The 12441-nt window shown below is 72.3% G+C and carries 12 protein-coding genes; 9 read left to right on the top strand and 3 right to left on the bottom strand.

Going from position 1 to position 12441, the window contains the following annotated elements; translation table 11 throughout:
• Nucleotides 1-35 precede the first annotated feature (35 nt).
• From QQM67_RS25730 to QQM67_RS25720, 3 genes are all read right to left on the bottom strand, one after another.
• On the bottom strand, nt 36-1040 hold the full coding sequence (locus QQM67_RS25730) for an aminoglycoside phosphotransferase family protein (RefSeq protein ID WP_314176944.1): 1005 nt from the start codon (nt 1038-1040) through the stop codon (nt 36-38).
• Nucleotides 1041-1271: 231 nt separating this feature from the next.
• Entirely contained in the window at nt 1272-1754 is a 483-nt protein-coding gene (locus QQM67_RS25725; protein ID WP_314176941.1) for a ferritin-like domain-containing protein, read from the bottom strand.
• The gene (locus tag QQM67_RS25720) at nt 1751-2371 is read right to left on the bottom strand and encodes a hypothetical protein (protein ID WP_314176939.1); all 621 of its coding nucleotides are present in this window, start codon (nt 2369-2371) and stop codon (nt 1751-1753) included. The genes QQM67_RS25725 and QQM67_RS25720 overlap by 4 nt, the downstream gene beginning before the upstream one ends.
• A 279-nt stretch (nt 2372-2650) precedes the next feature.
• Between QQM67_RS25720 and rimP the strand changes: the two genes are divergently transcribed.
• From rimP to pdxA, 9 genes are all read left to right on the top strand, one after another.
• Nucleotides 2651-3199: a ribosome maturation factor RimP gene (gene rimP / locus QQM67_RS25715; RefSeq protein WP_314176938.1), complete on the top strand. Its 549-nt coding sequence runs from the start codon at nt 2651-2653 to the stop codon at nt 3197-3199.
• Between the two features lie 2 nt (nt 3200-3201).
• Nucleotides 3202-4239 carry a transcription termination factor NusA gene (gene nusA / locus QQM67_RS25710; RefSeq protein WP_314176936.1) on the top strand — a complete coding sequence of 346 codons (1038 nt, stop codon included), beginning with the start codon at nt 3202-3204 and terminating at the stop codon, nt 4237-4239.
• 61 nt (nt 4240-4300) lie between these two features.
• The gene (locus QQM67_RS25705; protein ID WP_314176934.1) at nt 4301-4588 is read left to right on the top strand and encodes a YlxR family protein; all 288 of its coding nucleotides are present in this window, start codon (nt 4301-4303) and stop codon (nt 4586-4588) included.
• Between the two features lie 157 nt (nt 4589-4745).
• Entirely contained in the window at nt 4746-7838 is a 3093-nt protein-coding gene (gene infB, locus QQM67_RS25700; RefSeq protein ID WP_314176932.1) for a translation initiation factor IF-2, read from the top strand.
• 100 nt (nt 7839-7938) lie between these two features.
• Nucleotides 7939-8235, top strand: coding sequence for a DUF503 domain-containing protein (locus tag QQM67_RS25695; RefSeq protein ID WP_314176930.1), 297 nt, complete (start codon nt 7939-7941; stop codon nt 8233-8235).
• Between the two features lie 15 nt (nt 8236-8250).
• On the top strand, nt 8251-8697 hold the full coding sequence (gene rbfA, locus QQM67_RS25690) for a 30S ribosome-binding factor RbfA (protein ID WP_314176927.1): 447 nt from the start codon (nt 8251-8253) through the stop codon (nt 8695-8697).
• 3 nt (nt 8698-8700) lie between these two features.
• Nucleotides 8701-9654 (top strand): tRNA pseudouridine(55) synthase TruB, encoded by a 954-nt coding sequence (truB, locus tag QQM67_RS25685; protein ID WP_314176926.1) that lies wholly within the window; start codon nt 8701-8703, stop codon nt 9652-9654.
• A gap of 195 nt (nt 9655-9849) precedes the next feature.
• Nucleotides 9850-11250: a four-carbon acid sugar kinase family protein gene (locus tag QQM67_RS25680; RefSeq protein ID WP_314176924.1), complete on the top strand. Its 1401-nt coding sequence runs from the start codon at nt 9850-9852 to the stop codon at nt 11248-11250.
• A complete protein-coding gene (gene pdxA / locus QQM67_RS25675; protein ID WP_314176922.1) occupies nt 11247-12278 on the top strand; it encodes a 4-hydroxythreonine-4-phosphate dehydrogenase PdxA in 1032 nt (343 codons plus the stop codon). The genes QQM67_RS25680 and pdxA overlap by 4 nt, the downstream gene beginning before the upstream one ends.
• Nucleotides 12279-12441 lie beyond the last annotated feature (163 nt).

Here is a 12441-nt window from a genome sequence, read left to right as displayed (position 1 = left end):
TCGGTGGCGGACGAGACGGTCCGCCGCCCTTCCGGTCAGAGCCAGCCCGCGAACTCCAGCAGCAGCTCGCCGTCCTGGCGCCAGCCGCCGCTCATGTGGCGCACGCCGGATTCCACCGAGCGGTAGAGCGACCAGGCCCGCAGCCGCTCGCGGTCGACCTCAAGGGAGTCGGCGAGCTTGTGCAGCCGGCGCCGGGTCGCCGAGGCCGCGCCGGGGGAGGCGACCAGGTCGTGCAGCCGGTCGCGCACCAGCCGTGCCAGATCGTACGTGCGCTCGCCGAGCAGCGGGTCCGGGCCCGTCGCGAGCCACGGCGTGCGCTCGGCGTCGGCGGCGAGGACGGCGCCCTGTCTGAAGTCGCCGTGCAGCAGGACCTGTTCGGGCGGATCGGACAGCAGCGCGTCCCGTAGTTCCACCGCCTCGTCGCGCAGCGGCCGGACCTCCTCCGGCGTCGCGTCCGAGAGCAGGAAGGCGACGCCCGCGGCGGTGTGTTCGGCGACCGTGTGCAGATGCTCCGCACCCGGCGCCGCGTGCCCGCTGTCCCTGCTGCCGTCCCCGCCGTCGGGGCCCGGCGCCGGAGAGACCCACAGCCGCCGCACCGCCGAGGCGGCCTCCAGCATCGCCTTCGCCTCCGGAAGCGACCGCAGCGAGACCTCGCCGTGCAGCCGTTCCAGCAGCAGCGCGCCCTCCGCGGCGTCGGAGCGCAGCAGCCGCACGGCACCGCGGCCGTCCCAGTGCGCGAGCGCCGTTCCTTCCCGCTCGGTGCGCTCCCGCGCCTCCATGACGTACGGGGCGAGCAGCTTCAGCACCGCAGGAGCACCGTCCGCCTGCCGTACGAGCGTCACCAGGCTGCTCCGGCCTCCGGGCGAGACCGTGCGCTCGGGCGTCAGCTCCCACTTCGCCAGCACCCGCTCCAGCAGCTCCGGAAGCCGGGCCAGCCACTCCTCACCGGCCCGGCCCATCTGTTCGCCGGCGTGCCCGTGCTGCGAGCCGAGGGTGCGCACAAGCCGCTGCGGAGGATCGAGAGGCAGTGCAGTAGGCATGCGGTGAAGTGGACCTTTCCGGGACGGCGGAGTTCGGACGGTCGGAGTCCGGCCACGGACGGCGGCACAGCGTCGAAGGGGCTGCGCGCATCACGCTGCCCGTGCGCTGCCGAGCCATGCCTGCTGTGCGATGCCGGGACGGTGCTGTGTTGCGTTCGTTGCGCGGTGCCGTACGCGGTGTGCTGCCGCGCCGGTGCGGTGCCCGGGCGCCGTGACGCCGGCCGGCGTCGGTCAGAGCGAACCGGACGTCGTCCCACCGGGCGAGGGCGACCCCGAAGGCGCCGGGCCGTCGGAGGCGGACCGCTCGGAGAGACCAGGGAAGGCTACGCTGCTGCCCCGCCAGCGCACCGACCGGACCGCCGCTTCGCGCAGCGACCCCGCGGCCTCCCGCCTCCGGGCGCCCTCGCTGGCCCGTACGAGATCCGCGTACACCGCCGCCAGCCGGTCCTCCAACTCGGCCGCGAGGCGCACCGCGGCCGCGCTGTCCGGCACCGCGAACGGCATCGCGTAGGCGGCCGCGGCGGGCTCCGGCTCGCCCCCCAGATCGCGCACCTCGCGCCGAAGTGCGTCGCGGCGTGCGCGATGGGCGTCGTACGCGCTGCGCGCCTCGTCCTGGCGCGCGGACTCGATGCGTCCGCCGACGACGCCGTAGCCGTAGACGGTCGCGTGCTCGGCGGCGAGCGCGGCCTGCACGGCGTCGACCAGCTTTCTCATGCACCGCCGTCCTTCCCGTCGCCGGCGCCCTCCGCGCCGAGCAGATATGCGTGCGCCGCGCCCGCCGCGGCGAGGGACGCCAGCAGCCGGGCCGTCTCCGGCGGCGCCTTCACCAGGGCCGTGGTGCGTGTGTGGGCGGTACGGCGCTCCGCGTCGCCGAGTGCCGCGAGCGCCGCCTTCTCGTCGGCGGGCACCCGTGGCCTGCGGTGCTTGTTGTCCTTCTCCAGGGACGAACCGCCGCCCCCGCCCCCGCCCTTGTCCTTCTCACCGTTCTTGTCGTCCTGGCCGCTGAGGACCTCCGCGTGGCGGAGCGTCGCAGCGCGCAGCGGACGCAGCCGGTCCCGGAGGCCGGAGTGGGCGTCGACGGTGGCGTCGTAGTGGGCCAGCAGGTCGAGGCTCTGCCCGGTCGCCTCCCGGCGCAGCCGCTTGTCCGCCGCGGCGTTCTGCTCGGAGTCCGCGCTGGCGGCGTCCCCGGAGCACCCCGCGGTGAGCGTCGTCAGCACTCCGAGCGGACCCAGGGTGCCCAGCGTCCCGGCGACCATCGACCGTCGGCGCGGGCCGGCCGGCGGCTGGGTGCGCCCCCAGGCCGGAGGATCTGGGGGAGGCATGAGCGGCATGGGGGCTCCCTGATCAGCGTCGGCATCGCTCGAACCTCTGCGGCGGACACCGCGTGCGGTGATCACCGCCCCGTGAGCGTACCCGCGCGCTCTCGAACACATCGACGGGCCACCCTCGTTGCCCCATGAATACCCCCACGTCCCCGACATCCCGCCCGGATCGCCCGTCTGGTCGGCGCCGCTCGTGGCAGACGTTAGGCTTGTACGGGCAGAGCCCCACGTCACCTCCCCCCATCACAGCGCCCCTACAACAGCACACGCGGCCGAGGAGTCACCCGGATGAGCACCACCCAGAGCGAGAGGCTGCGCGCACTGCTGGAGCCGGTCGTGAGCAAGAAGGGGCTGGATCTCGAAGAGGTCGAGGTGACTCCCGCCGGGAAGCGGCGGGTACTCCGCGTCGTGGTCGACTCCGACGACGGAGTCCAGCTGGACACCTGTGCCGAACTCAGCCGCACCCTCTCCGAGACGCTGGACGACGCCGACACCATGGGCGGCTCCCCGTACGTGCTGGAAGTGACCTCGCCCGGTGCCGACCGCCCCCTGACCGAACAGCGCCACTACCGCCGCGCCATCGGCCGCCTCGTCAAGGCGAACCTCGCCGAGAGCGCCGGCGGAGGCGAAGTGACGGCGCGCGTCACGGGAGTGGACGACGAGGGGATCGACCTGGAGGTCCCGGGCGTGAAGGGCCGCAAGCCCACCGCCCGCCGGCTCGCCTTCGACGAGATCGCGAAGGCGCGCGTGGAGATCGAGTTCAACCGCAAGGCCGCCGAGAAGAGAGCGCAGTTCGGGTCCGCGGCCGCTGACGGCGAAGGCAAGGAGGAGGCGTAGCCGTGGACATCGACATGAGTGCCCTGCGGGGGCTGGTGAGGGAGAAGGAGATCTCCCTCGATCTGCTGGTCGAGGCGATCGAGAGCGCCCTCCTCATCGCGTACCACCGCACCGAGGGCAGCCACCGGGACGCCCGCGTGGAGCTGGACCGCAAGACCGGGCACGTCACGGTCTGGGCCAGGGAGAGCGCGTCAGAGCTGCCCGAGGGGGCGGAGCCCCGCGAGTTCGACGACACCCCGACCGGGTTCGGGCGCATCGCCGCGACCACGGCGAAGCAGGTCATCCTCCAGCGGCTGCGTGACGCCGAGGAGGAGATCACCTTCGGCGAGTACGCGGGCCGCGAGGGCGACGTCGTCGCCGGCGTGGTCCAGCAGGGCAAGGACCCCAAGAGCGTGCTGGTCGACATCGGCAAGCTGGAGGCGATCCTCCCGCCGCAGGAGCAGGTCCCCGGCGAGGACTACGCGCACGGCACCCGCCTGCGCACGTACGTCGTACGCGTCGCCAAGGGCGTGCGCGGACCGTCCGTGACGCTCTCGCGCACCCACCCGAACCTGGTCAGGAAGCTCTTCGAGCTGGAGGTCCCGGAGATCGCGGACGGCTCGGTCGAGATCGCCGCCATCGCGCGCGAGGCCGGGCACCGTACGAAGATCGCCGTACGCTCGACGCGCTCCGGGCTGAACGCCAAGGGGGCCTGCATCGGGCCGATGGGCGGCCGTGTGCGCAACGTCATGGCGGAGCTGCACGGTGAGAAGATCGACATCGTCGACTGGTCCGAGGACCCTGCCGATCTCGTCGCGCACGCGCTCTCCCCGGCACGTGTGAATCAAGTCGAGATCATCGACCTCGCGGCGCGGTCGGCACGCGTGACGGTGCCCGACTACCAGCTGTCGCTCGCCATCGGCAAGGAAGGCCAGAACGCCCGCCTCGCCGCCCGCCTCACCGGCTGGCGCATCGACATCCGCCCGGACACCGCGGAAGCCGGCGACGCCGTCTCGGCCGAGCCCGAACCCGCCCCCGGACAGGCTGCCGAGCAGGGCTGAAACCATGAGGGTGCCGGTTACCCCCGAAGGGGTGTGACGGTACGGGGAGGTAGACTTAACGGTGTCTGGCCGGACGCTAGTCCGAGCATGCCCACAGCGCACTTGCGTGGGCTGTCGGAAGCGCTCGGACAAACCGGATCTGCTGCGTGTGGTGCTGAGCGGGGGCCGCTGTGTCCCTGATCTTCGCGGTACGCTGCCAGGTCGGGGCGCGTATCTGCATCCCACGTCGGCCTGCCTCGCTCAGGCTGTCCGCCGACGGGCTTTCAACAGGGCCTTTCGCGGCCCGGGCCCGTTCGACGTGGCAGAGCTGTCCCGGCAGGTGGAGCAGATCGAGAAGGCGGAACCGTAAGACAGTCCGTTCGGAACCCTCCGTTCGGAGAGGTACCTCGCGAGTCGGAAGTAGGTCGAGATTGCGATGAGCACTCGATGAGTACGCGATGAGTACGCCCATGCATAAGTAGCGAAGGTCCGGCGGCGGATGAGCCCCCCGGACCGTAAGGAGCGAAGTGGCTAAGGTCCGGGTATATGAGCTCGCGAAGGAGCTCGGAGTCGAGAGCAAGGTCGTCATGGCCAAGCTCAACGAACTGGGCGAATTCGTCCGCTCGGCGTCCTCGACGATCGAGGCGCCGGTAGTACGCAAGTTGACCGACGCATTCGACGCGGGCGGTGGTGCCGGCGCATCCTCCGGTGCCAAGAAGTCCGCGGCGAAGCCGGCGGCGCCGAAGAAGGCGGCCCCCAAGCCCGGTGGCGCTGCCGCACCGAAGCCCGGTGGCGGTGCCGCGCCCAAGCCCGGCGCGGCCGCGAAGACGGGCCAGTCCAAGGCACCCAAGCCGGCGCCCAAGCCGGCACCCGAGGCCCCCGCCTCCCCTGCCCCCGCGGCAGAGGGCGAGGCCGGCGGCCCGGTCACCCCGGCCGCTCCCGCGTCCGGTCAGACGCAGGCTCCCAAGCCGGGTGGCCCCAAGCCGGGTCCGGCGAAGCCGGAGTTCTCGGCGCCGGCGGGTTCCGCTGACGCCCCCAAGCCCGGTGCGACGGCTCCAAAGCCGAGCCAGGCTCCCAAGCCCGGCCAGTCCGCGCCGAAGCCCGGTCAGGGTCAGTCCGGCGGCCGTGGCGGCCAGGCCGCGCGCCCGGGGCAGGGCGCACCGAAGCCGGGTGGCCGCCCGTCCGGTCCGCGTCCGGGCAACAACCCCTTCACGTCCGGTGGTTCGACCGGTATGGCGCGTCCGCAGGCGCCGCGTCCCGGCGGTGCCCCCAAGCCGGGTCAGCCGCCGAAGCCCGGTCAGGGCCAGGGCGGTCCGCGTCCGCAGGCGCCGGGTGGCCGTGCCACTCCGGGCAGCATGCCGCGTCCGCAGGGCGGCGGCCAGGGCGGTCCGCGCCCCGGTGGCGGTGGCGGCGGTGGCCGTCCCAACCCCGGCATGATGCCGCAGCGTCCTGCTGCCGCTCCGCGTCCGGGCCCCGGCCGCGGCGGCCAGGGCGGCGGTCCGCGTCCGGGCGGCGGCGGTCGTCCCGGCGGTGGCGGCGGTGGCGGCGGCTTCGGCGGTCGTCCCGGCGGTGGCGGCGGTGGCCGTCCCGGTGGCGGCGGCGGTGGCGGCGGCTTCGGCGGTCGTCCCGGCGGTGGCGGCGGTGGCCGTCCCGGTTTCGCGGGCAGGCCCGGCGGACCCGGCGGCCGTGGTGGCACGCAGGGTGCGTTCGGCCGTCCCGGCGGTCCGGCACGCCGTGGGCGCAAGTCGAAGAGGCAGCGCCGTCAGGAGTACGAGCAGATGCAGGCGCCGTCCGTCGGCGGCGTGATGCTTCCGCGCGGTAAGGGCGAGACCGTACGGCTCTCGCGCGGCGCCTCGCTCACCGACTTCGCGGAGAAGATCAACGCCAACCCGGCGTCGCTGGTCCAGGTGATGTTCAACCTGGGCGAGATGGTCACCGCGACGCAGTCGGTCTCCGACGAGACGCTGAGCCTGCTCGGCGAGGAGATGAACTACGTCGTCCAGATCGTCAGCCCGGAGGAGGAGGACCGCGAGCTTCTCGAGTCCTTCGACATCGAGTTCGGCGAGGACGAGGGCGGCGAGAAGGCGCTCATGCCGCGGCCTCCGGTCGTGACCGTCATGGGTCACGTCGACCACGGCAAGACGCGCCTGCTGGACGCCATCCGCAAGACCAACGTCATCGCGGGCGAGGCTGGCGGCATCACCCAGCACATCGGTGCCTACCAGGCCTCCACCGAGGTCAACGACGAGGAGCGCAAGCTCACCTTCATCGACACCCCGGGCCACGAGGCGTTCACGGCCATGCGTGCCCGCGGTGCCAAGTCGACGGACATCGCGATCCTCGTGGTCGCGGCGAACGACGGCGTGATGCCGCAGACGGTCGAGGCGCTCAACCACGCCAAGGCCGCCGAGGTGCCGATCGTGGTCGCGGTCAACAAGATCGACGTCGAGGGCGCCGACCCGACGAAGGTGCGCGGCCAGCTCACCGAGTACGGCCTGGTCGCGGAGGAGTACGGCGGCGACACCATGTTCGTCGACATCTCCGCCAAGCAGGGCGAGAACATCGAGGCCCTGCTGGAGGCCGTCGTCCTGACCGCGGACGCCGCGCTCGACCTGCGGGCCAACCCCGACCAGGACGCACAGGGCATCGCGATCGAGGCGCACCTCGACCGCGGCCGTGGCGCCGTGGCCACCGTGCTGGTGCAGCGGGGCACGCTCCGCGTCGGCGACACCATGGTCGTGGGCGACGCCTACGGCAGGGTCCGCGCGATGCTCGACGACAAGGGCGAGAACATCAAGGAAGCGGGTCCCGCGACCCCCGTCCTCGTCCTGGGTCTGACGAACGTCCCCGGCGCCGGCGACAACTTCCTGGTGGTCGAGGAGGACCGTACGGCCCGTCAGATCGCCGAGAAGCGTGCCGCCCGCGAGCGCAACGCCGCGTTCGCCAAGCGCACCCGCAGGGTCTCGCTGGAGGACCTGGACAAGGTGCTCAAGGCGGGCGAGGTGCAGCAGCTCAACCTCATCATCAAGGGCGACGCGTCCGGTTCGGTCGAGGCCCTGGAGTCCTCGCTGATGCAGCTGGACGTCGGCGAAGAGGTCGATCTGCGCATCCTGCACCGCGGCGTCGGTGCGGTCACCGAGACCGACATCGACCTGGCGACGGGTTCGGACGCGATCGTCATCGGCTTCAACGTCCGCGCCGAGGGGCGCGCGACGCAGATGGCCGAGCGCGAGGGCGTCGACGTCCGCTACTACTCGGTGATCTACCAGGTCATCGAGGAGATCGAGGCGGCCCTGAAGGGCATGCTCAAGCCGGAGTACGAAGAGGTCGAGCTCGGCACCGCGGAGATCCGCGAGGTCTTCCGCTCCTCCAAGCTCGGCAACATCGCGGGTGTCCTCATCCGCTCCGGCGAGGTCCGGCGGAACTCCAAGGCCCGTGTCGTGCGCGACGGCAAGGTCGTGGCGGAGAACCTCAACATCGAGGGTCTGCGCCGCTTCAAGGACGACGTCACCGAGATCCGTGACGGTTTCGAGGGTGGTATCAACCTCGGCAACTTCAACGACATCAAGGTCGACGACGTCATCGCCACGTACGAGATGCGGGAGAAGCCCCGCGGCTGAGGGCCTCGGCGCTTGATAGCAGGTCCGTGAGCCGTACCGGGGCCGGTCGGCGGAGGAAACTCCGTCGAGCGGCCCCGGCGGCATCTTCTACGATCTCCTGGTGTATGTGGGGACTCTTTCCATCGACCTGCTGCTGGGCGACGTGCGTTCGCTGAAGCAGAAGCGCTCCGTCATCCGCCCCATCGTCGCCGAGTTGCAGCGCAAGTACGCGGTGAGCGTGGCGGAGGTCGCGGAGCAGGATCTCTACCGCCGCACCAGGATCGGCCTGGCGGCGGTCTCGGGGGACGCCTCGCACGTGACGGACGTGCTGGACCGGTGCGAGCGGCTCATCGCCGCGCGGCCGGAGGTGGAACTGCTGTCGGTGCGGCGGCGGTTCCACGGAGAAGACGACGATTAGCGAGGAGACGGACCAGTGGCCGACAATGCGCGGGCGAAGAGGCTGGCAGACCTCATCCGTGAGGTGGTCGCGGAGAAGCTTCACCGGGGGATCAAGGATCCGCGGCTCGGCACACATGTGACCGTCACGGACACCCGCGTCACCGGGGACCTGCGGGAGGCGACGGTCTTCTACACCGTCTACGGGGACGACGAGGACCGCAAGGCGGCGGCCGCCGGCCTGGAGAGCGCGAAGGGCGTGCTGCGTACTGCGGTCGGCGCGGCGGCGGGCGTGAAGCACACCCCCAGCCTCAGCTTCGTCGCGGACGCCCTGCCGGAGAACGCCCGCACGATCGACGATCTCCTCGCACGGGCCAAGGCCTCCGACGAGGAGGTCCGCAAGGCCTCCTCGGGCGCGGACTACGCGGGCGGGGCGGACCCCTACCGCAAGCCCGCGGACGCCGAACAGGCCGAGGACGAATGAGCCGTGGCGCGTAAGAAGGACCAGGAACCCGGCGGGCTTGTCGTCGTCGACAAGCCCGCCGGGTTCACGTCGCACGACGTCGTCGCCAAGCTGCGCGGCATGGCCCGCACCCGGAGAGTGGGGCACGCGGGCACCCTGGACCCGATGGCGACCGGCGTGCTCGTCGTCGGCACCGGCAAGGCCACGCGGCTGCTCGGCCATCTCGCCCTCACGGAGAAGGAGTACGTCGCTACGGTCCGGCTCGGACAGAGCACCGTGACCGACGACGCGGAGGGCGAGGTGACCGGCGCGCGGGGGGCGGCCGGCGTCACGGACGAGGCCGTCGCCGCGGCCGTCGGCAAGCTCACCGGCCGCATCCGTCAGGTGCCGTCGAAGGTGAGCGCCGTGAAGGTCGACGGCAAGCGCTCCTATCAGCGGGTGCGCGAGGGCGAGGACGTCGAGCTCGCCGCCCGTGAGATCACCGTCTCCGCCTTCGACGTGCACGAGGTACGCCGCGGAGGGCGGGCCGAGGACGGCACGGAGGTCACCGACCTGACCGTCTCCGTCGTGTGCTCCTCCGGCACCTACGTACGGGCGCTCGCGCGCGATATCGGCGAATCCCTCGGTACCGGCGGGCACTTGACGACGCTGCGCCGCACGAGGGTCGGCCCCTACCGGCTGGAGGACGCACGCTCCCTGGAGGAGTTGCAGAGCGAGGCCGACAGCGGTGCGGGGCTCGCGCTGCTGCCGCTCGCGGAGGCCGCCGCGGCGGCCTTCCCGCGCTGGGACGTCGATGCGGAGGGGGCGCGGATGATCGGCAACGGCGTACAACTGCGCATGCCCGCGGGGGATGCGGAGCAGGCGGCCGGGGAGACGGAAGTCCCGGCGCCCGTTGCCGTGTTCGGCCCGGAGGGCGACCTCGTGGCGCTCGTCGAGGAGCGCCAGGGACGGGCGAAGAGCCTCGCGGTCTTCGTCTAGCGGTCACCGTCCATCGTTCACAGCCACCCGCCGAAGTTGCTCGATTCGCGCGAACACTCCTCACAGCACCTCCCTTGACAGGTGAAGTCCGCGGCCACGACGCTTAATTGAGTGAAACGCGCAATAAGTGGTGCGCGGATCAGTCAGGTCGCTCGGCGTCGAGCGGTTCGCCGGAACCGGTCGTGATGGGGTGTGATGGCGCAGATTCTCGTGGTCGCCGACGACCTCACCGGTGGCAACGCCACCGGCGCACTCTTCGCCCGTCTGGGGCTGCACGCCGTCACCGTGAGCGACCCGGCCCAGGTGCCGCGGTACGCAGACGCAGTCGACGTCCTCGTGGTGGACACTGGGTCCCGCCGCTTCACGTCGGAGGAGAGCTACGAGGCAGTGCATGCCGCTGCCGTCGCGGCCGCGGGCGACGCCCTCGTCGTCAAGCGCGTGGACACCACGCTGCGCGGCAATCCCGGGCGCGAACTCGACGCGGTGGTCGACGCGGTGGTCCAGGGGGGTGCCTCGACGCGCGACTCGACTCCCGTACGGGTACTGGCCGTTCCGGCCTTCCCCGACGCCGGGCGCACGACGGTCGGAGGCATCCACCTCGTCGACGGCGTGCCCCTGACCCGTACGCCCGTCGCCCACGACCTCTTCACCTCGGTGCGGCACTCCAGGATCGCCTCCGTCATCGGCGAGCAGAGCTCGCTGAGCACCGCCGAAGTCCCGCTCGACGTCGTCGAGTCGGGCGCGGGGAGCGTGCTGGAGGCCCTGCGGCGCCCGGCCGACGTCCTGATCTGCGACGCCACCGAGAACGACCATCTGCGTACCGTCGCCGCCGCGGCCGCCCGGCTCACCGCGGAGGACGGCACGCGCTGGATCTCACTGGACTCCGGGCCGTTCGGGGCGGCGCTCGCGGCGGAGCTCGGCATCCGCCCGGCAGGTGCTGCGCCCCGCATCCTCGCGATCGTCGGCAGCGTCACCGAGGCCACCGACGAGCAGCTCGCCCGCACGGAGAAGGCGCTCGGCGCGCACTACATCGCCATCGATCCGGGCGATCCGGCGCCCGAACCCGCCCGTGTCGTACGGGAGTTGCAGAGCGCCGCCCGGTCGGGAGCGACCGTGCTCGGCGTACGCGTCGCTCCACGGGCCGTACGCGATCCCGGCGCGGCGGAACGCATCCTGCGCTGCCTCGCGGACATCGCCGTACAGGCCGTGGAGGCTCTCGGCCCCGCGGGGTTGTACACCTCGGGGGGCGACGTGGCGGCCGCGGTCACCGGTGCGCTCGGCGCCGAGGGGTTCGTGATCGAGGCGGAGGTGCTGCCGCTGGCGGTCGCGGGCCATCTGGCCGGCGGCCCGCACGGCGGCCTGCCGTTCGCCACCAAGGGCGGCCTCATCGGGGGCCCCGACGCCGCCGTGGCCTGCCTGGAGCGATTGCGTGCCATGCGTACGCGCGCTGTTCCCGTCGCCCGGGAGACCCCCGGTTCACGGGACGGCACGGGCCCTCCCGGCAGCGCGGGCAGCTCCCGCGCCGGCGGCTCCCCGTACGACTCCACGTCCACAACGGGTCCCAATCACCCCCGAGCAGAAGAGGTTTCGCCATGACCAGCAGCGGGCTTCCCGTCCTCGCCGTCACCCTCGGCGACCCAGCCGGCATCGGGCCGGAGATCACCGCCCGTACCCTCGCCGACCCGCGGACCGCGGAGCTCGGGCACGGCATCGCCGTCGGCGACGCCGCCGTGCTGCGCCGTGCCGTCGCGGTGTGCGGTCTGGACGTCGAGGTGAACGCGGTCGGTTCGGTCGCGGAGGCGCGCTTCGCGCCGGGCACGATCGACATCCTCGACCTGGGCATCGCGGGCGGCGACCTCGCGTGGGGCGAGGTCAGCCCCGTCGCGGGCCGCTCCGCCGTGGCCGCGATCGAGGCGGCCACCCGCGCCGCGATGGCACGTGAGGTCGACGGCATCGTCACCGCGCCCATCAACAAGGAAGCGGTCTGGGCCGCCGGCGCCCAGCACCTCGGCCACACCGAGATGCTGGGCGAACTGACCGGCGCCGCGCACTTCGACACGATGTTCGTGGTCCGCGGACTGAAGATCTTCTTCACTACGCGCCACGTATCGCTGCGCAAGGCACTCGACCAGATCGACGAGGCGCGGGTGATCGCCAGCATCCGCCACGCCGTCACCGCCCTGCGCGTCTTCGGGCACGACGAGCCGCGGCTCGGCGTCGCCGCGATCAACCCGCACGGCGGGGAGAACGGCCACTTCGGGGACGAGGAGATCACCGCGCTGCGTCCCGCGGTCGAGAGGACGGCGTCCGAGGGCCTCGACGTCGTCGGCCCGATCCCGGCGGACTCCGTCTTCCACCAGGGCCTTCAGGGCCGCTTCGACGGCGTGCTCTCCCACTTCCACGACCAGGGCCATATCCCTGCCAAGACAGTCGACTTCGACGGCACGGTCTCGGTGACCGTCGGCCTGCCGATCCTGCGTACGTCGGTGGATCACGGCACGGCCTTCGACATCGCCGGCACCGGCAAGGCCTCGCCGGGCACCATGGCCGCCGCGTTCCGCGCCGGGGTCGACTTCAGCAGCTCGGCCGAGCGCATCAGGGCCGCGTACGGCGGCGGCTCCTGACCGCCGGTCCGTGAATTCCTCACCGAGCACGCGTAGTTGGAGCCGCACATGACATCCGCCACACCCCCGGCCGGACCAGGACCAGGATCAGGATCTGGGCCAGGACAGGGACCCGGGTCCGGAAACGGAGCCGGAGCAGGAACAGGGACCGGAACGCCGATAC

Origin of the sequence: Streptomyces winkii, from assembly GCF_032248595.1 — a bacterium.
Taxonomy (GTDB): Bacteria; Actinomycetota; Actinomycetes; order Streptomycetales; family Streptomycetaceae; genus Streptomyces; species Streptomyces winkii.
Note: the sequence above shows the minus strand (reverse complement) of the source record. Positions and strands in the feature narration are given on the sequence as shown.

Excerpts from the sequence above, each read along its gene's own strand:
- QQM67_RS25730 (WP_314176944.1), bottom strand. The coding sequence starts at position 1,040 with ATGCCTACTGCACTGCCTCTCGATCCTCCGCAGCGGCTTGTGCGCACC.
- QQM67_RS25725 (WP_314176941.1), bottom strand. The coding sequence starts at position 1,754 with ATGAGAAAGCTGGTCGACGCCGTGCAGGCCGCGCTCGCCGCCGAGCAC.
- QQM67_RS25720 (WP_314176939.1), bottom strand. The coding sequence starts at position 2,371 with ATGCCGCTCATGCCTCCCCCAGATCCTCCGGCCTGGGGGCGCACCCAG.
- rimP (WP_314176938.1), top strand. The coding sequence starts at position 2,651 with ATGAGCACCACCCAGAGCGAGAGGCTGCGCGCACTGCTGGAGCCGGTC.
- QQM67_RS25680 (WP_314176924.1), top strand. The coding sequence starts at position 9,850 with ATGGCGCAGATTCTCGTGGTCGCCGACGACCTCACCGGTGGCAACGCC.
- pdxA (WP_314176922.1), top strand. The coding sequence starts at position 11,247 with ATGACCAGCAGCGGGCTTCCCGTCCTCGCCGTCACCCTCGGCGACCCA.